This is a genomic window from Nocardia mangyaensis (assembly GCF_001886715.1).
Taxonomy (GTDB): Bacteria; Actinomycetota; Actinomycetes; order Mycobacteriales; family Mycobacteriaceae; genus Nocardia; species Nocardia mangyaensis.
Window position 1 is genome coordinate 5,425,075 of sequence record NZ_CP018082.1, and the last position, 21,394, is coordinate 5,446,468.

Consider the following 21,394-nt stretch of genomic DNA (forward strand, 5'->3'; position numbering starts at 1 on the left):
CTGCTGTCCGGGCGCCTCAGCCCTCGGTCGTCTCGATCCTGGTGACCGTGATGGTCCGGTGGATCTCGAGCTTCAGCCGCTCACGCAGGCCCTCGGGCGCGTGCTCACCACCACATTTGCGGCTGAGCAGGCCCTTGAGCTTCTCCTCGATCCCGTAGGCCTCGATGCAGGGACTGCAGTGGTCCATGTGTTGCTGCAGCCGCTCGCGGGTGGCCTGATCGCATTCGCCGTCGAGCATGAGCCACACATCCGCGAGTACAGCGGTGCAGTCCATCTCCAGATCGGGGTCGCTCACTTGATAACCTCCTGGCGTTCCCCACGGTCGAATCCACGTTCGCGCGCCACGTCGGCGAGCAAACCTTTGAGTTGCTTGCGGCCCCGGTGCAGCCGGGACATCACGGTACCGATCGGGGTGCCCATGATGTCGGCGATCTCCTTGTACGGGAAACCCTCGACATCGGCGTAGTACACCGCCATCCGGAATTCCTCCGGCAGCTGCTGCAGCGCGGACTTGATCTCGTCGTCGGGCAGGGCGTCGAGGGCCTCCACCTCGGCCGAGCGCAGACCGGTCGAGGTGTGCTCGGCGGTGGCGGCCAACTGCCAGTCGCTGATCTCCTCGGTCGGGTACTGGGCGGGCTGACGCTGCTTCTTGCGGTAGGAGTTGATGTAGGTGTTGGTGAGGATCCGGTAGAGCCAGGCACGCAGGTTGGTGCCCTCTTTGAAGGACTTGAACCCCTGGAACGCCTTGACATAGGTCTCCTGCACCAAGTCCTCGGCATCGGCCGGGTTCCTGGTCATCCGCAGGGCGGCGCCATAGAGCTGGTCGAGCATCGGGAGCGCGTCGCGCTCGAACCGTGCCGCCAGCTCGGCTTCGTCGACTTCCGAGCCGGACGCCTTTGTAGGCACCACGTCATCGTCGCTCGTCACACCAATCCCTTCGATCGCCGTCGTAGCCGAATCTACCGGCACGACGGAATCGATCGGCAATCGCGCACCCCGAGCCGCGACGGGACGCTCATCGAGCAGCAATGCCACTGTCTCTCCTGACGTTGTGCGGCGGGGGCGCCGAAGGGGGCGGGCTTGTCCTTCGTGTGCAACAGAGACCCCCGCGCGGGTGTTCCCGGCTGGCGCCGAAAACTCGTTGCCGTCAGGGACCGGGGCGCCGTTAAGGTGACGCCATGGTTGCCGCGTCCACTCCCGCGATCAAAGTCCTGACCGGTGCGGGAATCGCGCATCGGGTGCACGCCTACGCCCACGACCCGCGTGCGCAGTCCTTCGGCGAGGAGGCCGTCGACGCGCTCGGTGCCGAGCTCGGAGTGCGGGCCGAGCAGATCTTCAAGACGCTGGTGATCGAACTGTCCACGGGGACACTGGCGGTCGCGGTGCTGCCGGTTCCGGCGAAGCTGTCGCTCAAGGCCGCCGCGGCCGCGCTCGGTGCGCCGAAGGCGAACATGGCCGACAAGACCAAGGCCGAACGCACGACCGGCTATGTGCTCGGCGGGGTGTCACCGCTCGGACAGCGCAAGACCTTGCCGACCGTGATCGATGCCTCGGCACTGGACTGGGATCGGGTGCTGTGCAGTGCGGGCAAGCGCGGCCTCGAGATCGAGTTGGCCCCGGCAGAGCTGGTCCGGGCCACGGGCGCGGTCACCGCGCCGATCACCAGCTGAGCACCACCCGCCCCATCCGTCACTCGCCTCGCTCCGAATGCCGTGGGACGCATTCCGCGCCCGGAACGACCCCATTCGACCCGAGGATGTAATGCGAGATGTCCGCACGCCCCCGTCTGCGTACCGTTGTCGCCGCCGTGGCCACGGTGCTGGCCGTGACCGCCGGTCCGGCCGTGCTCTCCACCGCCGTCGCGACCGCCGTGCCGGGCGGATCGGAGTTCCCGTTCGACGAGAACGCCCCCGGCCGTGGCACCGAGCCGAAAACCGACGAGCGGGCCGAGCGGGCCGAGAAGTTCGGCGGCGGATTGGCCACCGAGCTCGTCGATCTGGGCGGCAATGTGCTCAAGTGCGGCCTGAGCATCGCGACCAAGACGGTCACCTGCCCACTGTGACCTGACACCGCCGATTCGGGTGGAGCGACCGACGCCGCGCGGGTACCCTCGGGTTCCGCGCCAGGAACCGTGGGTCGCCGGTCCTGCTGTGAGCGCAGTCAAGCCTATACTTTGTGAACGTCAACACAGTATTGGCAGCAGGAGAGGTTGGTGAGTGGGCTGTCCCGCTATTCCCTCGGCGGTTCGACACGACTGTCCTGGCTCGATGCCCTGCCCTGGCTCGGCGAACATCGGTCCGGCCCACCACTGCTCGGCGAGGGTGACCTGCTCGCCAGCGCGTGGATGACGACCGCCGCTGGCGAGTCGGTCCCCCCCGAGCACCTCGACGAGGTGTACCGCAGGTTGGCCACGGTGTTCGTCCACGATCATCGCGAGCTCCCGCTGGCCACGGCCTTCCCATACGCCCCCGACCGCACCACCGACCTCGACCTCGGGGACCGCACCGACGCGGCCCTGCGCGCCGCGGGCGTCACCGAGCTGGCCGAGTTCACCGTGGCCCGGCTCGCGGACCTGCGCGGCGTCGGACCCGCGTCGATCACCGAGATCGTCACGGCGCTGATCCAGCGCAGCATCGAGACCGTGCCGGCGAACGCGCCCGCATTGGCCGAATTCGACCGGCTCTACGGCGAACTGGGCGAGCGCGACCGCTTCCTGCTGACCGCGCGCATTCTCACCGACAGCCGGACCACCCTGGCCGAATGCGGTACGGCACTCGGCATCTCGCGTGAGCGGGTGAACCAGCTCGACAACCGGTTGCGCGATCGCGTGCACGCGGCCTTCCATTCCTCGCGGTACCTGCGTGCCGCCGCCGATCGGCTGGCCGCCGCGGCGAAGCCGGTCGCGGTACTCGATCGGCTGGTCGCCGCCGTCCCCGAACTCGGTGCGCCGCTGGGCGATACGGGCATCACGCTGTGGTTCGCGCTCGCGCACCTGGACACCCGCTTCGACGTGGTCGACGGCTGGGTGGTCGCCGAGACGATGGACTCGGCCCGCGGCCGCGTGCGCGCCACGCTGACCGCGCTGGCCAGCGACGAGGGCCTGGTCTCGATCCCCACGATCGCCGCCGAACTCGACATCCCCGAGGCCGAGGCCGCGACCTGGCTGCAGTACGCGGGCTACCGCGTGCTCGACGGGCACGTGCTGGTCCGCTCGACCTCGGTACACGACAACATCGCCGCCGTGCTCGCCCTCGCTGGTTCGCCGATGACGATCGATGACATCCACGCCGCGGTGGTCCCGGCCCGCTCGCTGTCGAGCGTGCGCAACGCGATGGTCTCCGACGACCGGTTCGTCAAGACCGATCGCGCGCACTGGGCGCTGGCCCGCTGGGGCACCTCGCGCTATGTGCCGATCCATCGGCAGATCGGCGAGGCGCTCGACGCCAGCGGCGGTCGCATCCCGGTCGAGGAGCTGGTCGCACGGCTCACCGGCGCGTTCGACGTCAAGGAGTTCAGCGTCCGCACCTACGCGGCCTCGGGCGAGTACATGACGATCGACGGGATCGTGACCCGCCGCCACCAGACCCAGCGCGCCCGGAAATCGCCGGCCAAGACCCGCAATCTCTATCGCGAGGGCCCGGTGCTGCGGTTGCGCACCACGATCGTGGCCCCGCACGTGAAGGGTTCGGCGTTCAACCTGCCCGCGGCGCTGGCCGGACTCGTCGGGGCGGGCCCCAATCGGTCGGTCGAGTTGAGCAGCAGGCTGGGCCCGCAGTCGATTCTGTGGGTGGCGGTGCAGGCGCGCTCGGGCACCATCAAGCGATTCATCGACCACCTCGGGCTCACCCCGGGTGACGAGGTCTTCCTCGAGTTCGCGCCCGAGGCGACCGAGCGTCCGCAGTTCGACGTGGTCCCTGTCGCCCCGACCGTGCGGGGTGGCGCGCTGCGCCGGGTGCTGGCCGCGACCGGCCACAGCCGCGCCGCCGAACTCGGCGACGCCGAGCTGGCGCCCGCGCTGGCCGAGGCGCTGTGGCTACCGGCCGACGCCGAGATCGCGACCATCGCCACGACACTGCGCGCCCGCAAGGAGGACGCGCTCGCCGAGCTGCTCACCGCCGAGCGCGACTGAGCGCTCGCGCAGCGGCTCGATCAGTCCTGGTGCCGGCACGAGCACACCTGTGACCGGCGCGCCGAGCGGGCGGGCCGACTGCCGCGAAAAGCGGTGACGCCGAGCCGGGTGCGGCTGTGCGGGGCCTCGGGCAGGACCACAGCAGGCATCGTCGGTGCGGCCGGGTCACCTGCCGAGGGCAGCACCAGGACCCGCACCGTGTGCAGTGCGTGCGATCCGGCCGCGCGCAGTTCGGCCAGACCAGCTGCCGTGCACACCAGCACCGAGGCTTCGTCGTCGCCGAGTTGTTCGGCGACCTGGGCCGGGTCACTGCCCGGGTAGCGGCGCAGCGACAGGCAGGCGCCCGCCTGGACGGCCGCGAGCACGGCGACGACGGCGGCGCGAGTGGTGAGCGGCGCGGTCACCGCGACAACGTCCTCGGCGGTGATCGCGAGTTCGGCGCGCAGTTCACCGGCGCCGGCGGCCAGTCCCGCGCTGCCGACGGTGAGCGCGGCGGCGGCGCCGGACAGGCAGAAGGCGAATCCACCGGGCCCGGTCGACGGGGCCTGGCGGGGACGCCACAGGCGGATCAGGGTGTAGTCGTCGGCGACCGTCACCGCGGTGGCACCGGAGGTGGCGGGATCATCGGCGAGTTCGTCGACGAGGTGACCGTCACCGATGTGGCCGATCAGGTGATCGACCCGGGTGGCCAAGACGGTGCGCACGGCGTGTTCGACCGGTTCGAAGATGTCCAGCGGCACCGCGACGGCGCCGAGGTGTTCGACCGCGAGCATCACCAGCAGCGATTCGTACCCCGAGCCGATATAGATCGCGGCGCGCTGTCCGGGCCGCACTCCGGCGGCGGCGAGGTCGGCCGCGAGGAGCCCGACCGCTTCCCACAGCGTCGTGTAATCGTGCAGGCAATCGCCGTCGAGCACGGCTGCCCGATCGGCGTATGCCACCGCGGTCGACTCCACACACAGAGCTACACCTGACATGCCCGCACACCTTCCGACAACCGCCGAGCCCACGGAACGAGTTCCGCCTTCGGCCATACTGTCACAAAGGAAAGGCAAACCTAACTTTCAAGTCACCCTGTGTGGTAAGTCACACCCACTGTCGCCTCGTCAGCGATGGGAAGACCGCACGGGTGCATCGTCTCAGGCGACGCGCACCTCGCGCAATGCCAGCTCGAGCGCGTCGGAGGTGGTCACCACGCCACACCGGCGAGCCGCGTAGTCCATCGCCATGAGGTGTTCCTCGCGGCTGAAGTCGGCGGTGGCGTCGAGCACGACGAACGGGCGTATGTCGTTCATGAACGCCTCGGCGGCGCTGAGCAGCACGCCCATGTGCGCGTAGACGCCGGTGACGATGAGCTGGTCGCGGTTGTAATGGCTGAGCAGCTCGCGCAGGTCGGTGCGCTGGAAGGCGGAGTAGCGCCATTTGGTCACCTGGATGTCGGAGGGCTGCGGCGCCAGTTCGGGCACCACCTCGGTGTCGACGCCCGTGGTCAGGCCGGTGCCCCAGAAGTCGGCGAGGATGCCACGCCGGGACGGGTGCTGATCGCCGGGCTGCATCGTGTAGACGACCGGAATGCCCGCCTCGGTGCACATTCGGCGGATGCGCGCGATATTGGCCAGCGCCGAGGAGATCGGCTCCTGGTCGCGCTCGTAGGCGTTGATGAAGTAGCGCTGCATATCATGGATCAGCAAAACGGCACGACCCGGATCGATCGACCACGACACCCGGTTCTCGGCGACCTCCTCGGGCGCGGGAATCGAATACGGTGCGATCGGCGCAATGGCCACAGTGGTCTCCAAGTCGAGTTCGGCAGAGCGGGATGTTCGAGAAGCGAGCGCGGGCGCGCCTCAGATGTCGAGCGTCGCGCCGCCGTCGACGCGCAGATCGTGCAGCGTGATGTGCCGCGCGGCGTCGGAGGCGAGGAAGACGACCGCCGCGGCCACGTCGGCGGCGGCGGCGACCCGCCGCAGTGGGATGCCGAGCTTGTAGGCGTCGGGGTCACCGGTGATGATCCGCGCCCGGGCGGCGGCGGCGAGTCCGTCGGGCGGGCCGTCGGCGGACCACATCTCGCGCAGCATCGGGGTGTCGGTGGAGCCGGGTGAGACGAGGTTCACCCGTACGCCGCTGCCTGCCACCTCGAGGCCGAGCGAGCGGGTGAACGAGGCGGCCGCCGCCTTGGACGCGCCGTAGGCCGCCATCCCCGCGCGCGGGGCGGCCCCCGCGTTGGAGGTGACAACGACGATCGAGCCACCTCCGGCCGCCACCAGCTCGGCCGCGGCCCGGCGGGTCACGTTGACGGTGCCCGTCGCGTTCACCGCGATGCACCGATCCCATTGCGCCTCGGTGAGTTCGGCGACCGGTCCGGTCGCCAGCACCCCGGCCGCGTGCACGACGACAGCGAGCCCGCCGACGGCGGCGATCGCTTCGTCGAAGGCGCGATCGACCGCGCCGCGATCGGTGACGTCGACCACCCCGGCGTATCCGTCGACGCCGAGCCCGGCCATCACCTCGTGCACCGCCGGATCGTGATCGAGCAGCGCGATCGGTGCGCCCAGACGCGCGAACGCTTCGGCGACCGCGGCCCCGATTCCGCCCGCGGCGCCGGTGATCACAACCGGCCCGTGCGCTTCCGCGACAACTGACATGTTGTTTAGCCTAAACTAACCAAACTGCTGAATACAACGTCTCTTGGAAGGTACGATGTTGGACACCCACCTGCCCGGCTTCACCCCGTGGCCCGCGCCGGAGGCGCGACAGTACCGCGAGCTCGGGCTGTGGACCGGCGAGACCTTCGACGACATCCTGCGGGCCCGCACCGCGGCGAACCCGACCGCGATCGCCGTGGTCGACCAGGCGAATCGCTGGACCTACGCCGAGCTCGACGCCCGCGTCGCGAGCCTGGCCGCCGGACTCGCCGGACAGGGTGTCGCCGCGCGCGACAGGGTCCTGGTGCAGCTGCCCAATGTCGCCGAGTTCGTCGAGGTGATCTTCGCGCTGTTCCGGCTCGGCGCACTCCCGGTGTTCTGTCTGCCCGCGCACCGCAGGGGCGAGCTGGTCCCGATCGGCCAGGCCAGTGGCGCCGTCGCGATCATCACCTGCCATCACCATCAGCTCTTCGATCATGCCGCGCTGGCCGCCGAGGTGAGTGCCGAAGTTCCCGCGATCACCCGGGTGATCGTCCTGCCGGACCGCGATCGGACCACGGTGCCCGAAGGCGCCGTCAGCCTGGACGAACTCCGTTCCGCGCCACAGGAATTCCCGCGCGCCGCCCCTTCAGACGTGGCGTTCCTGCAGCTGTCGGGTGGTTCCACCGGCATGCCGAAGCTGATCCCGCGCACCCACGACGACTACCTGTTCAGCGTGCGGCGCAGCGCCGAGATCTGCGAACTCGACACCGACACCGTCTACCTGGCCGCACTGCCGGTCGCACACAACTTCCCGATGAGTTCGCCCGGCATTCTCGGCGCGCTGTGGGCGGGCGGCACCGTGGCGATGGCGGCCGATCCGACCCCGGCGACGGCCTTCGCGGCCATCGAGACGTTCGGTGTGACGATCACCGGCCTGGTACCGCCGTTGGCCCGGCTGTGGGCCGAGCGCGCCGAAGCCGGTGACACTCCCGATCTGTCGACCCTGCGTGTCCTGCTGGTCGGCGGCGCGCGCTGCCCCGACGAGCTGGCCGCCCGGATCGGCCCGGCGCTGGGGGTGACCCTGCAGCAGGTGTTCGGCATGGCCGAGGGCCTGGTCTGCTACACCCGGCTCGACGATCCGGCCGAGGTGATCGTGTCCACCCAGGGCCGCCCGATGTCGGAGTACGACCAGGTCGCGGTGGTGGACGAGGCGGGTGAGCCGGTGCCGCCGGGCACCGACGGGCTGCTGCAGACGAAGGGGCCGTACACGATTCGCGGCTACTACGACAATGCCGCGGCCGACGAGCGCGCGTTCACCAGCGACGGCTGGTATCGCACCGGTGACGTGGTGTGCCTGCGCCCGGACGGCAATCTGGTGGTCAAGGGCCGTCAGGACGACCGGGTCAATCGCGGTGGCGAGAAGGTCTCGGCCGAGGAACTCGAAGAGCACCTGCTGGCCCATCCCGCGGTGCGCGACGCGGTCATCGTCTCGGTGCCCGACACCGTTCTGGGTGAGCGGACCTGCGCGTTCGTGCTGGCCGCCGACCCGGCGACACCGCCGACGCTGGCGACCGTCCGCAAGTTCGTGCGGGAGCGCGGGGTCGCGGCGTGGAAACTGCCGGATCTGGTCGAGGTGGTCGACAGCTTCCCCGAGACCGGGGTGGGCAAGACCAGCAGGCGCGCACTGCGCGCTGCCCTGCTGGCCGCCTCCAGTCACGTCGGCAGCACCTCGTGAGCACGCCGGAGCGCAGCCGGATCAGCGACATCATGCCGCTGACCCCGCTGCAGCAGGGCCTGCTGTTCGTCTCCGGCCTCGGCACCGAGGTCGACGTGTACACCGTGCAGGCGACGATCGAGATCACCGGACCACTCGACGGCGACCGACTGCGCGCGGCAGCGCACGCGGTGCTGGAACGGCACCCGAATCTGCGGGCCTGCTTCCGCACCCGCAAGACCGGTGAACCGGTCGCGATCGTGCCGTCACGGGTCGAGATTCCTTGGCGCACCGTCGATCTCACCGGACTCGACGAATCAGCGCTGGAACCGCGCTGGTCGGCGATCCTCGACGCCGACCGTGCCGAACGGTTCGATCCGGCCAAGCCGCCGCTGCTGCGGTTCACCCTGGCCACGCTGAGCCCCGACCGGTTCCGGCTGCTGCTGACCAATCATCATCTGCTGCTCGACGGCTGGTCCTCGCCGCTGTTCGTGCGTGAACTGTTCGCGCTGTATCCCGATCCGGATCCCACGGCACTGCCCGCCGTGCGCCCGTTCCGGGATTTCCTGCGCTGGCTCGACGAGCGCGATCACGACGCGGCCGTCACGGCCTGGCGCACGGCACTGGCCGATGTGCCCGGCCCCACGCTGCTCGCCCCGACCGGCGCCACCCGCAATGCCGTTCGCCCGCATCGACATACGCTGCCGTTGCGGGCAGAGACCGGCGTCCGGCTCGGCGAGCGAGCCCGTGAGCTCGGGGTCACGGTGAACTCCATCGTGTCCGCGGTGTGGGGACTGACGCTCGGCCAGGCCGTCGATTCCGCCGATGTGCTGTTCGGTTCCACGGTGTCGGGGCGTAGTCCCGAGATCGAGGGCGTCGAGTCGATGATCGGCATGTTCCTGGGCACCTCGGTCGTGCGTATCCAGCAGGAGGCGAGCGACGACCTCGCCGAGGTGATCCGGCGAGCGCACCGGGCGCAGACCGCGACCATGGATCACCAGCACCTGGGCCTGCCCGCGATCCAACAGGCGAGCGGGCACGGTGAACTGTTCGACACGCTGCTGGTGTTCGAGTCCTATCCGGACGCGCGCGCGGCCATGGCGGCGGTCACCCGGGCAGCGGGGCTGTCCATCGAATCGGTGCAGCCGCGCGATTCCACGCACTATCCGCTGACCGTCACGGTGATCCTCGAACCCACCCTCACCGTGCACCTGTTCTTCCACGACACGGTGTTCGCCGACGCCGAGATCGCCACGCTGTCCCGGCATTTCACCACCCTGCTCACCCTGGTCGCCGAGCAGCCGAAGACGCCGTTGGCCGAGCTGGCACTGTGCACCGAGGCCGAGCTCGCCGAGCTGTCGGGCTGGGGTATCGGCGCCGCGCGCACCACCCGCCCCGCCGACATCGAGGCGGTGATCACCGCTCGCGCCGACGCCGCGGTCGCGATCCGCTGCGACGGAGTCGACTGGACCTACGCGCAACTGGCTCAGGCCACCGCCGGTATCGCCGCAGAACTGCGCCACCGCGGCATCGGCCCCGAGGACCGAGTCGTCGTGGCTCTCCCCCGCGGCTTCGCCTACGCCGCCACGCTGCTCGCGATCCTGCGCACCGGCGCCACCTACGTCCCGGTCGACCTGGGCTACCCCCGTGAGCGCATCGACCACATCCTCGCCGACGCCACCCCGACCCTGGTCATCGGCGACATCGATACGACTGTGGCGCAACTGAACAGCGTCGAATTGTCCACGCTCGGCGCACCGGAGGCACCGCTGTCGCGCAGTGCCGACCCTGTCGCACCGGGCACGGCGACCGCACCGGCCGCACACAGCGGCGAGTCGGCCACGTTGGACACGATCGCACCAGCGACACGCGGCGGTGACGCGCTGGCAGGCCACGGCGGCGAGGCGGTCGCGCAGTCGCGGGGTGTCGACCCGAATCACCCGGCCTACCTCGTGTACACCTCCGGCTCGACCGGTCGGCCCAAGGGCGTGCTCGGGACGAGAGCGGCGCTCAATGCCCGGATCGACTGGGCGGTGAACAGTTGGAGCGCGGACGAACCCGATATCCGGCTGTCGAAGAGTTCGTTCGCCTTCATCGACGGGACCACCGAGCTGCTGGCCGGTCTCGCGGCGGGGGCGCTCGTGGTGATCGCCACCGACGCCCAGCTGCGCGATGTGCCCGCGCTGGCCGAGCTGATCGAGGCCGAGCGGATCACCCACCTCACCGCGGTGCCGACCCTGGCCGCCGAGCTGATCGCGCACGCACCCGCGGTGCGTGAGCAGGTCGGCACCTGGATCCTCAGTGGCGAGCGCACGAATCACACACTGCTGGAACAGCTTCATAGCACCGGCAACCGAATCATCAACACCTACGGCTCCTCCGAGATCGCCGGTGACGTGACCTGGCAGGAGATGACCGGCGCGGACGTCGCGATCGGCAGGCCGGTGCCCGACGTCGAACTCGAGGTGCTCGACCGGTTCCTGCGCCCGGTCGCGCCGGGCGCGGTGGGTGAACTGTATGTGCGTGGCGAGCAGGTGGCGCGCGGCTATCACGGCGACCCGGCCGCGACCGCCGCCCGGTTCGTCGCCGCGCCGCAGGGACAACGGCGTTGTGCCACCGGCGATCTGGTGCGCTGGCGCCGCGACGGCGTACTCGACCATCTGGGTCGCGCCGATCAGCAGGTGAAGATTCGCGGCAACCGGGTCGAGCCCGGTGAGGTCGACGCGGCGCTGGCCGCACTGCCCGGTGTGGAGGGTTCGGCGACGGTCGCCGTGGCCGATGGTGCGGGCGCGATGCTGCTGCGCTCGTTCGTGGTCGGCGCCGAACTCGATGCCGGTGCGCTGCGACGCGCGCTGGCGCGGCGACTGCCGTCGTATCTTGTTCCGGCCGTGGAGATCATCGCGGAGATCCCTCGTCTGCCCGGTGGCAAGGTCGACAAGCGCGCACTGTCGGCCCGGTCCGGTTCAGCCCAGGCATCGCGCGCGGCGAACACCGAGCTGGAGACCCGGCTCACAGCGATCTTCGGCGAGGTCCTCGGCCTGGACGACTACGGCGTCGAAGACGACTTCTTCGCCCGCGGCGGCCATTCGCTGCTCGCGGCCCGCGTGGCCATCCGGGTGCAGGCCGAACTCGGCCAGACGGTCTCGGTGCGTGACCTGTTCGAGCACCCGACAGTCGCGGAACTCGCGGCCGGGCTCGCCACCGAAACCCTGACGACGGTCACGCTTCCGCCGATCACGCCCATCGAACACGGCGCCACGGTGGCACTCTCGCACGCCCAGCATCGCCTGTGGGCTGTCGAACAGATCGCGGGCGCGGCAGGCGCCTACAACCTGCCGTTCGTCCTGGAACTGCACGGCCGCATCGAGGTCGACAACCTCACCGCGGCCTTGACCGACCTCGTCGACCGCCACGCCGCCTTGCGTACCCTGCTCGTCGATGTCGACGGTGAACCCGCCCAACGCGTCCTCGGCCGCGGCCAACAGGTCCCGTTCACCGAACTCACCGTCGCCGAGACCCCGCCCGCCGATGCCGAACACCTCGGCGCCATCGTGGATCGGCCGGCCACCGGACCGGCGTCGCGCGGCGGTGTGGATGCGGCCATGGCGGCCGTCGAACACCTTGGCGCGCAGCCGTTCCAGCTGGACACCGAGTTGCCGATCCGCGCCGCTCTCGTGCACACCGGCACCGGCACCGCGCTGCTGTTGGTCTGCTTGCATCACGTCGCCGGCGACGAATGGTCGACGCCGATTCTGTTCCGCGACCTGGCCACTGCCTATCGCAGTCGGGTGCTCGGCTTCGTCCCCGCCTGGTCGGCGCTGCCGCTGACCTACGCCGACTACGCGGCCTGGCAACGGTCGACCGGTGCGGCGCTGGCGCCGCACCGGGAGTTCTGGTCCAACACCCTGGCCGGCGCACCGGAGGAGCTGGCACTCCCCTACGACCGGCCGCGGCCCGAGCAGCCCGACTTCGCCGGTGCCGTCGTCGATTTCACCATCGATGCCGTCCGCGCGCAGGCACTGGCCGAGCTGGGCCGCTCGGTCGGTGCGACCGGGTTCATGGTGGTTCACGCCCTCGTGGCGACCCTGCTGGCCAAACTCTCCGGTGGTCGCGACATCGTCGTCGGCACTCCGGTGGCCGGGCGCACCGGCGCGGGGGTCGAGGAGATCGTCGGCCTGTTCACCAATACCGTCGCGCTGCGCACCGACCTGTCCGGTGACCTGAGCTTCACCGAACTGGTGCGGCGGATTCGCGCCGAGGACTTGGCCGCGTTCGAGCACCAGGACCTGCCCTTCGACGTGATGGTCGAGCTGGCGGGCCAGGATCGGGTGACCGGCCGGACCCCGCTGTTCCAGACGATGGTGCAGTACCGCAAGCCGATCACCGCCCCCGATTTCGCGGGCCTGCGCGCCGAGATCCGGCATCCGGGGGTCCGTTCGGCCAAGTTCGACCTGACCTTCGACTTCCTGGAACAGGCTGCCGGACACGGCATCTCGGCCCGCATCGAGTACGCGACCGCGCTGTTCGATCACAGCACCGTCGCCACCGTCGCCGAGCGCCTGCTCCAGCTCGTGGACGCGGTGACCACCGATCCGGGAATCGGCCTGCGCGCGCTGCCGGTGCTCGAACAGGCCGAACGCGAGCAGTTGCGGCACTGGAACGACACCGCCGCACCGTTCGACCCCGCGCTGGATCTGCCCACGCTGATCGCGGACAGCTTCCGTGATCACCCCGAGCAGACCGCGCTGGTCTTCGGCGACCGGGAACTGAGCTACCGCGAGCTCGATCGCGCCGTCACCGTGCTGGCGGCCGAACTCGACGCCCGCGGTGTCGGGGTCGACGACATCGCCGCGGTGGCACTGGACCGTTCGTTCGCGCTGCTGGTCGCGGTGCTGGCCGTGCACCGGGTCGGCGCCGCCTACCTGCCGGTGGACCGCGGCTACCCGGCCGACCGCATCGAGTACATGCTCTCCGACGCCCGGCCCACGGTCCTGATCGACGACCGCCCGCACGCGGCGCTCGAAACCATCGCGGGGCTGCTCGTCGACGAGAACGGCGCACCGGCGGTCCCCGTGGCCGCGGGCCACGAGTTCGCGCCGCGACCGCTGCCGGCCAAGCGAGCGGCCTATGTCATCTACACCTCCGGCTCCACCGGCAAGCCCAAGGGCGTGGTCGTCGCCCACGACGCCATCGTCAACCGGCTGCGCTGGATGCAGCGGGAGTACAGGTTGGTGCCGGGCGAGCGGGTGCTGCACAAGACGCCGATCAGCTTCGACGTCTCGGTGTGGGAGTTGTTCTGGCCGTTGACCGTCGGCGCGACCATCGTGCTCGCCGCACCCGAGGGGCACCGCGATCCGGCCTACCTGGCCGACCTGATCCGGCGCACCGAGGTCACCACCGCGCACTTCGTGCCCTCGATGCTCGGCGCGTTCCTGGCCGAGCCGACGCTGGGCGAGCTGCCCCGGCTGCGACGCGTGCTGTGCAGTGGTGAGGCGCTCACCCCCGCGCTGCGCGAGCGCTGCCACGAACTGCTCGCGGTGCAACTGCACAACCTCTACGGCCCCACCGAAGCCGCCGTCGACGTCACCGCGACCGAGGTGCCGGCCGGCGACAGCCCGATCGTCGCGATCGGCGCGCCGGTCTGGAACACCGCGATCCACGTCCTCGACCGGGATCTCGCGCCGGTGCCGGTGGGTGGATACGGCGACATCTATCTCGCCGGTGTTCAGCTCGCCCGCGGCTACCTGCGTCGTCGGGCGCTGACCGCGGACCGGTTCGTCGCGAATCCGTTCGCCGCCGACGGTTCCCGGCTGTACCGCACCGGGGACATCGGCCGCTGGAACACCGCCGGGCAGGTCGAGTACGCGGGCCGGTCCGACTTCCAGGTCAAGATTCGCGGGCAGCGCATCGAACTCGGCGAGATCGATGCCGCGCTGCACGCCGTGGACGGCGTCGACCGCGCGGCCACCCTGGTGCACACCTACGACGACGGCAGGCACAATCTCGTCGGCTACGCGGTCACCGAACTGGCCTCGCGCGCGGTCATCGACGCGCTGGCGCACACGCTGCCCGCGCACATGCTGCCTGCCGCGGTGATCGTCGTCGACGAGCTGCCGGTGACGGCCAACGGCAAGCTCGATCGCGCCGCGCTGGCGAAACTCGTTCCTGCCCAGCAGGATTCGGTCAGTGAGCCGCTGAGCGAGCGCGAAACCCTGATGGCCCAGGCCATCGCGGAGGTCGTCCGCACCGCCGATGTCGACACCCTGGGCCCCGACAGCGACTTCTTCGCCCTCGGCGGCGACAGCATCGTCGCGCTGAGCCTGGTCGGCAAGCTGCGCAAGCGGGGTCTCGAGCTGTCTGCCCGCGCGGTGTTCGAACATCGCACGGTCCGCGCGCTGGCCGCCGCGGCGACCGAGGCGGGCACCCTCGCCGATGACGCCGGCATCGGCCCGGTGCCACTCACCCCGATCGTGAGCAAGCTCGTCCAGCGCAGCGGGCCGAGCACCCGGCTCAACCAAACCGTGGTCGTGCGGCTGCCCGCGGGTACCGAGACCGCGCGGGTCGAGCAGGTGATCTCCGCCCTGGTCGCCCGGCACGACGCGCTGCGGCTGCAGTCGACCAGGGTCAGCGGTCAGGTCTGGACCCTGCACACCAGGTCGGCGGCCGCCGTCGACGCCACCGCCCTGCTCGACACGGTGACGCTGCCCGCGCAGGCGCCGATTCCGGCGGCGCTCGACGAACTCGCCGACACCGCGGCCGGTCGGCTCGCTCCCGAGGCGGGCGTGCTCGTCCGGTTCACCCACGTCGATCGCGGCGCGGGCGAGCCCGGCTACCTCGTCATCGTCGCCCACCACCTGGTGGTCGACGGCGCGTCCTGGCGCATCCTGCTCGACGATCTCGACCAGGCCGCCCACGATCGCGAGCTCGATCCGGTGCCGGTCTCGCTGCGCAGCTACGCCGACGCGGTGACCGCCCAGGCCGCGTCCGCGCAGCGCCTCGGTGAGCTCACGCACTGGCGAACGGTGCTCACGCCAGGCGCTGATCTCGTTGCCACAGGCGCTCATCCGGGCACGGTCGCGGAGCTGGCGCAGCTCGACATCGAGGTCGGCGACGAGATCGCGACCGCGATCACCGCACCCGCCCGGCCGATCCCGACCACCGAGCTGCTGGTGGCGGCGCTGCGGCTGGCAGTCAGCCGCTGGCGCGCCGGCGCCGGGGTACCCGACGGCGACCTGGTCGTCGATGTGGAACGGCACGGCCGCGACGGCTTCGGCGATCTCGATCTCACTCGCACCGTCGGCTGGCTCACCACTGTCACCCCGGTCCGGTTGCCCGCGAGCGACGACCCGGACTCGGTGGTCCTCACCACCGCGGCCGCGATGGCCGCCGCACCGGACGGTGGGATCGGTTTCGGCATGTTGCGCTACGCCAACCCGCGCACCGCCCGCGTACTCGCCGCCCTGCCACGGCCCCAGGTGCTGTTCAACTACCTGGGCCGAGTCGAGTTCGGTGCGGCCGCGGACTGGCGACCGGCGCCGGAAGCGCGCACCGTGTCCGCGGCGGCCGACGCCGAGCTGGCGGTGGAATACCCGCTGGAGATCAATGTGCGCGCCGAGGCGTCCGGCGACCGAGTGCTGCTGTGTGCCCGGTTCACCTATCTGCCCGGTGCGATCCGGCACAACGATGTCGCGCTGCTCGCCGAACTGTGGGCGCAGGCACTGCCGGAGGCGACGGACCTGACAAAGACCGACCAGTCAGGTTAGATAAGCCTATCCCAACTAAGTGCAATGAATGGAACATCAGTGAGTAGATTCTCCTTCGCGCGCATCCGTCCGGGTGCCCGTGCCGTCGTCGCCGCACTCGCGGTGGCCGGCCTGGTCGCGGGCTGCGGTGGCGCCGATTCCGGCAACGCGGACTCGACCAGCGGCGCACCCGCCACCCGCGTGATCACCGGAACGGGGCTCGGAGACGTCGAGATTCCCAGCGAGCCCAAGCGCGTGGTCGCCGGCTGGCTGGTCGGCACGCTGCTCGTGGACATCGGCGTGACCCCGGTCGGCATGTTCGACGACCTGAAGAAGAACGCGAGCCCGGCCGCACTGGACAAGATCAAGGACGTGCCCTCGGTCGGCGGCGTCGAGACCTCGGTCAACCTGGAGAAGATCGTCGAGCTCGAGCCCGATCTGATCGTCACCATGTTCCGGCCCGGGATGAAGAACATCGAGCTCGAGTCGCTCCAGGAGATCGCGCCGACGGTGGCGATCGAGATCGTCGATCCGAGCCATGTCTGGGCCAACTACGCCAAGGTCGCCGACGTGGTCGGCAAGGGCGCCGACGCGACGATGAAGCTGTCGGACCTGGACAAGACCTGGGCCGACATCGCGATCAGCGACAAGGACAAGATCGCCGGGATCGGCGAGGTCGTCTACGCCGAGGGGTCCGCGCAGGCGGGCAACTTCCAGATCGCGACCAACACAGCGCTGGTCTACGAACGACTGACCAAGTCCGGCCTGACCTACTTCAGCGGTGCCGACCCGAAACCCGCGCGCTACAACCAGCAGATCTCGCTAGAGGATCTGTCGCGGCTGTCCTCGGCGAACGCGATCTTCTTCGAAGCCGACATCGACGGCAAGCCCACCGCCCGCACCCAGGCGCTGCTCGACTCGCCGGTGTTCAAGGCGCTGCCGGCCGCCGTGGCCGGAAACGTCTTCCCGCTGCGCACCCCCTACGCCTACACCTTCGAAGCCGCTGAGCTGCAGGCCGAGGACATCAGGGGCGCGATCGAGAAGTTCAAGCCCGCGGCCTGAGGCCGCCCGAAGACGGCACCGGCGTTGCGTTGCGCGCGCCGGTGTCGTCGCTTGACGGCGCGCAGTACCCGCACCACAGCTCTATCTTTCGACCGATGGGAAGTGACGAAAGTGACCGACAACGCGACGACGACCGGAAATGGTGGCGCCGGAGGACCTTTCGCACTCACCGCGGCACAACAGGAGATCTGGATCGGCTCGTCGATCATCGCCGACGCCAGCGGCTTCACCGCGGGCGCGATGCTCTCGATCACCGGCGCGGTCGAGCTGGACCGGCTGCGGGCGTCGATGGCCGCGGTGCTGGCGGCCGCCGATCCGGTGCACATCGCGATCCGGGACGACGCCGACGGCTTCGCCCAGCAACACAGCGACCGACCGGTGCCGCTGATCACCGTCGACCTGTCCGGCGAACCCGATCCCGATGCCGCCGCCCGCACCTGGATCGACACCGACATGGCCGTCCCCTACGACCTCGGCCGTGGTCCGTTGGCCCGCACCGCCATCCTCGTGCTCGCCCCCGACCGGGTGTTCGCCTACCTGTCGGTGCACCACATCGTCGCCGACGGCCTCTCCATCGCGACCATGCTCTCGGCCGTGATCGACGCCTACTACCGCGGTGGCGTCGCCTCGCCACAGCCGAGCTGGAACGCCGAGGCGCTCAGCGCGGCCGACCGCGCCTACCGCGCCTCGCCCCAGTACGCCGAAGACCATCGCTACTGGCAGAACTTCGTCGCCGACGCTCCCCCGGCGGGTGCGCTGTGCGGGTCGTCGATCATTCCGATCGGGCGGCCGAGCGAGGTGGAAGTCGTGGTGGCCGACGGCGTCTCCGAGCGCCTGTTCGCCCTGGCCGAGCAGTGCGGTGTCGGCACCTCGCGGGTGGTCTTCGCCGCCGCCATCGGCTACCTGTACACCGCCACCGGCCTGTCCGACATGACCGTCGCGGTGCCGATGTCGGGCCGAACCACCGCGCAGACGCGCGCCAATCTCGGCTCCACCTCCAATGTGGTGCCGTTCCGTGCCCGGCTGCTACCCGGTGACACCATGCGCACGGTCACCGCGCGCCTGCACGGCGAGCTCGCCGAGATCAAGCAGCACAGCCTGTTCCGTGGGGAGGCGATCAGCAGGCTGGCCCGCACCGGCGGCCGCACCGAACGGCTGATGGGCGCGGGTGTCAACATCCTGCCCGCGATTCCGGTGCTGGCTGCGGGCGAGGATCTGCGGTGGTCGATCGAGCTCGCGTCGGCGGGTCCGGTGGGCGACATCGAGATCCTCATCCACGTCGACCATGGCGCCAGGCTGATCCGCGCCTTCCTGCGTGGCCCCCGCGCCGCGGCCGCCGAGTTGGCACAGCACCGGCACGGCGTCGCCACCTACCTGGCCACCATCGACGCCGACGCCGATACCGAGATCGGTCCCGGATTCGCGGTGCCGGTCACCCGGCCCGCGCAGTCGGCCGGTCCGCTGGCGCCGCTGCCCGGTGTCGAGGATCTGTTGCGCGCGAGCGCCGATGCCACACCGAGCGCTGGCGACAACGCCCTCGCCCGGCTCGAGGTTCCCGCCGGTCTGCGCGCGCAGGCCGTCCGCGCTGCCGTCCAGGCCCTGGTCGACCGGCACGACAGCTTGCGCCTGCGCGCGACCGAACTCGCACCAGGGCTGTGGGATCTCGAGGTCCGGCCCGTCGGTGAGATCGTCGTCGAGCTGGCCGCCGACGCCGATCCGCGCACGCTGATCCGCGCCGAGGACGGCGCACTGCTCGCGGCCGCCTTCACCCCCGGAAACCTCGACAGCGCGGGCGAACTCGCACTGGCGGTGCACCCCTTCGCTGCCGACGGGTACTCCTGGCCCCTCCTGATCGCTGAGCTGACGGCCTCGTTCGAGCAGCTGCTGGGCGGTGAACCCGTCGAGCTGCCCCTGCCATCGAGCACCCTGCGCGAGTTCGCCGAGGCCGCCGGTGCCGCGGCGGCCGAGCCGAGCGTCGTGGCCGAACTGCCGACGTGGCAGCGTGTGCGCACCGCCTCGACCCGCCCGTTCGCGGCCCGCGCCGCGGCCCTCGGCGCGCCCGGCGCGGCCGAGCCCGTGCACCGGGTGATCTCGATCGACAACTTCGTCCGCAACCTGGCCGGGCTCGCGGTCTGGCTCGAATCCGCGATGCTCGCCTCGATCGCGATGACCACCGAGCGGATGTGCGGCATCGACCGCCCCGACGCCGCCATCGTCGTCGACCTCACCCGCGACGGCCGGCAGCTGCCCGGTGCCGCGCACCTCGGCCAGGTCGGTCGCTTCGGCATCACGGCGCCGGTCGCGCTCGGACTGCGCGCCGAGGCCGCCGCCGCACTCGCCGAATCCCGGCAGCGTCTGCGCGAACAGCGCGACAACGGCACCGGATACGCCCTGCTGCGCCACCTCAACCCCCAGACCCAGCTCGCGCTCGACACCACGGTCGCCCCGGATTTCGCGGTGTCGGTGACCGATTTCGGCGCCCTCGGCCCGGTCGTGGTCGAGCTGCCCGCCGTGGCACGCACGGCGGCACCACTGGCCCTCGACATCGTGGTCCGCGAGATCGACGGCAGGTGCGCGCTGGAGGTGACGATCGAGGCCGACGACACTGTGCACGCCGAGCTGCTCGACGAGTTCGCACGGGTGTGGACCGAGATCATCGACGAACTGGCCGAACTGGCCGCCGACCCGGCCAACCGGGTGAACCTGGTGCCCGCCGACCTGACCAGGATCGAGCTGACCGTCAGCGAGTTGACCGCTGTCGAGTCCTCGACCCCGGCGGTGCTCGACGACGTCTGGCCGCTCTCGCCGCTGCAGCAGGGCCTGTACTTCCAATCCGCCTACGCCACCGATGATTCGGCGGGTTCCGCCGACGTCTACACCGCCCAGTTCACCCTCGAGTTCGACCGCTACCTCGAACCGGAGCCGCTGCGGATGTCGCTGGCCGATCTGCTGCGCGGGCACCCCGCGCTGCGGGCCGGATTCGTCGACACCGGGCTGCCCGAACCGGTGCAGGTCATCGCCCGCGACGCCGAGGTCCGACTGCGGGTGGTCGACCTGACCGCGCTCGATGCCGCCGATTCCGCGCAGCGGGTCGAGGCCGCGCTGGCCGAGGATCGGGCCACCGGCTTCGATCTCACCGCGCCGCCGGTGTGGCGGGCGACGCTGTTCCAGCGCGCGCAGACGGGTTCGCTGCTCGCGGTGAACCGGCAGTTCCTGCTGTGGGACGGCTGGTCCAACGGGCCGTTCATCGGGCAGCTGCTGGCGGGCTACGCCGCGCATGCCGCCGGGACCGCTCCCGTCGTCGAGCCGCACACCGCCTTCGCCGACTATCTGAGCTGGACGCGGGAACGCGACATCGAGCAGGCCCGCCGGTTCTGGCGCGGCGCGCTCGCCGACCTGACCGAACCGTGCCTGGTCCGCCCGGACGCCTCGCTCGACGTGATGGTCAGCCCGCGGGTGCGCACGGTCTCGCTGTCGGTGGAGAGCTCCGCGGCGCTGGAGATGGTGGCCGAGCAGCATGCGGTGACGGCGAACACCGTGCTCAATGCCGCACTGGCTGTGACGATCTCGCGCCTGCTCGGCCGCGCCGACATCGTCTTCGGCAACACCGTCGCCGGACGCCCGCCGGAGATCCCCGACATCGACAGCGCCATCGGCATGTTCCTCAACACGGTGCCGGTGCGCGTGGGTCTTCGCCCCGAGCTCACGTCCGCCGAATTGTTCGCCCAGGTGCACACCGACCGGCTCGACCGGATGGAATTCGAGTATCTGCCGCTGTCGCGGATCATCGAGTCCACCGGGCACCGACAGCTTTTCGACGTGCTGTTCGTGCTGCAGAACTTCATCGACGACGCGCGCCTCGGCGCCGAGCACGGCATCGTCGGTGGCAGCAGTCTCGACCACACCCACTACCCGCTGACCGTGGTGGTGACGCCAGGACCGCGGCTCACCGTGAAACTGGAATCGCGCCCCGATCTGGTCTCCGACACCCAGGCCCAGCACTTTCTCGACGAATTCACCGGTCTGCTCGAACGTTTCGCCACCGAGCCCGGCTCGCTCAGCGCACCGCTGGCGACCGTGGGCACCGGGGCGCTGGCCGGTGCCACGATCGCGGGCCACC

General features: G+C 70.5%; 11 protein-coding genes and 1 pseudogene. 7 read left to right on the forward strand and 5 right to left on the reverse strand.

All coding sequences use genetic code 11. The features are described 5' to 3' along the window. Positions 1-16: 16 nt before the first annotated feature. Both rsrA and BOX37_RS24675 read right to left on the reverse strand, forming a co-directional pair. Positions 17-295, reverse strand: coding sequence for a mycothiol system anti-sigma-R factor (gene rsrA, locus BOX37_RS24670; protein ID WP_071929711.1), 279 nt, complete (start codon positions 293-295; stop codon positions 17-19). After that, positions 292-981: a sigma-70 family RNA polymerase sigma factor gene (locus tag BOX37_RS24675; RefSeq protein WP_476703564.1), complete on the reverse strand. Its 690-nt coding sequence runs from the start codon at positions 979-981 to the stop codon at positions 292-294. Before BOX37_RS24675 ends, rsrA begins: the two co-directional genes overlap by 4 nt. Positions 982-1,178: 197 nt before the next feature. Here BOX37_RS24675 and ybaK point away from each other — a divergent pair, with 197 nt between their 5' ends. The 3 genes from ybaK to BOX37_RS24690 all read left to right on the forward strand — a co-directional run bounded on the left by ybaK (position 1,179) and on the right by BOX37_RS24690 (position 4,129). Beyond that, positions 1,179-1,670, forward strand: coding sequence for a Cys-tRNA(Pro) deacylase (ybaK, locus tag BOX37_RS24680; protein ID WP_071929713.1), 492 nt, complete (start codon positions 1,179-1,181; stop codon positions 1,668-1,670). Between the two features lie 98 nt (positions 1,671-1,768). Further along, complete coding sequence (locus BOX37_RS24685) at positions 1,769-2,062, forward strand: hypothetical protein (RefSeq protein ID WP_071929714.1); 294 nt, start codon at positions 1,769-1,771, stop codon at positions 2,060-2,062. A gap of 150 nt (positions 2,063-2,212) precedes the next feature. Then, the gene (locus BOX37_RS24690) at positions 2,213-4,129 is read left to right on the forward strand and encodes a hypothetical protein (protein ID WP_071929715.1); all 1,917 of its coding nucleotides are present in this window, start codon (positions 2,213-2,215) and stop codon (positions 4,127-4,129) included. A 20-nt stretch (positions 4,130-4,149) separates the two neighbouring features. Here the strand turns inward: BOX37_RS24690 and BOX37_RS24695 are convergent, their stop codons facing one another. From BOX37_RS24695 to BOX37_RS24705, 3 genes are all read right to left on the reverse strand, one after another. Next, positions 4,150-5,106 (reverse strand): AMP-binding protein, encoded by a 957-nt coding sequence (locus BOX37_RS24695; RefSeq protein ID WP_167659978.1) that lies wholly within the window; start codon positions 5,104-5,106, stop codon positions 4,150-4,152. A gap of 162 nt (positions 5,107-5,268) precedes the next feature. Continuing rightward, positions 5,269-5,916 carry an isochorismatase family protein gene (locus BOX37_RS24700; protein ID WP_084761000.1) on the reverse strand — a complete coding sequence of 216 codons (648 nt, stop codon included), beginning with the start codon at positions 5,914-5,916 and terminating at the stop codon, positions 5,269-5,271. Between the two features lie 60 nt (positions 5,917-5,976). Then, positions 5,977-6,774 carry an SDR family oxidoreductase gene (locus tag BOX37_RS24705; RefSeq protein WP_071929717.1) on the reverse strand — a complete coding sequence of 266 codons (798 nt, stop codon included), beginning with the start codon at positions 6,772-6,774 and terminating at the stop codon, positions 5,977-5,979. A gap of 55 nt (positions 6,775-6,829) precedes the next feature. Between BOX37_RS24705 and BOX37_RS24710 the strand changes: the two genes are divergently transcribed. The 4 genes and pseudogenes from BOX37_RS24710 to BOX37_RS36270 form a co-directional block, all read left to right on the forward strand. Continuing rightward, positions 6,830-8,491, forward strand: coding sequence for a (2,3-dihydroxybenzoyl)adenylate synthase (locus BOX37_RS24710; RefSeq protein ID WP_071929718.1), 1,662 nt, complete (start codon positions 6,830-6,832; stop codon positions 8,489-8,491). Continuing rightward, positions 8,488-16,233 carry a non-ribosomal peptide synthetase gene (locus BOX37_RS24715; protein ID WP_071929719.1) on the forward strand — a complete coding sequence of 2,582 codons (7,746 nt, stop codon included), beginning with the start codon at positions 8,488-8,490 and terminating at the stop codon, positions 16,231-16,233. Before BOX37_RS24710 ends, BOX37_RS24715 begins: the two co-directional genes overlap by 4 nt. Positions 16,234-16,272: 39 nt before the next feature. Further along, entirely contained in the window at positions 16,273-17,274 is a 1,002-nt protein-coding gene (locus tag BOX37_RS24720; RefSeq protein ID WP_240505038.1) for an ABC transporter substrate-binding protein, read from the forward strand. Positions 17,275-17,385: 111 nt separating this feature from the next. Beyond that, positions 17,386-21,318 (forward strand): annotated as a pseudogene (locus BOX37_RS36270) (condensation domain-containing protein); the annotation flags it as partial. Between the last annotated feature and the right edge of the window lie 76 nt (positions 21,319-21,394).

Coding starts and splice junctions, on each gene's coding strand:
- BOX37_RS24710 (WP_071929718.1), top strand. CDS start 6,830: ATGTTGGACACCCACCTGCCCGGCTTCACCCCGTGGCCCGCGCCGGAG.
- ybaK (WP_071929713.1), top strand. CDS start 1,179: ATGGTTGCCGCGTCCACTCCCGCGATCAAAGTCCTGACCGGTGCGGGA.
- BOX37_RS24685 (WP_071929714.1), top strand. CDS start 1,769: ATGTCCGCACGCCCCCGTCTGCGTACCGTTGTCGCCGCCGTGGCCACG.
- BOX37_RS24695 (WP_167659978.1), bottom strand. CDS start 5,106: ATGTCAGGTGTAGCTCTGTGTGTGGAGTCGACCGCGGTGGCATACGCC.
- BOX37_RS24705 (WP_071929717.1), bottom strand. CDS start 6,774: ATGTCAGTTGTCGCGGAAGCGCACGGGCCGGTTGTGATCACCGGCGCC.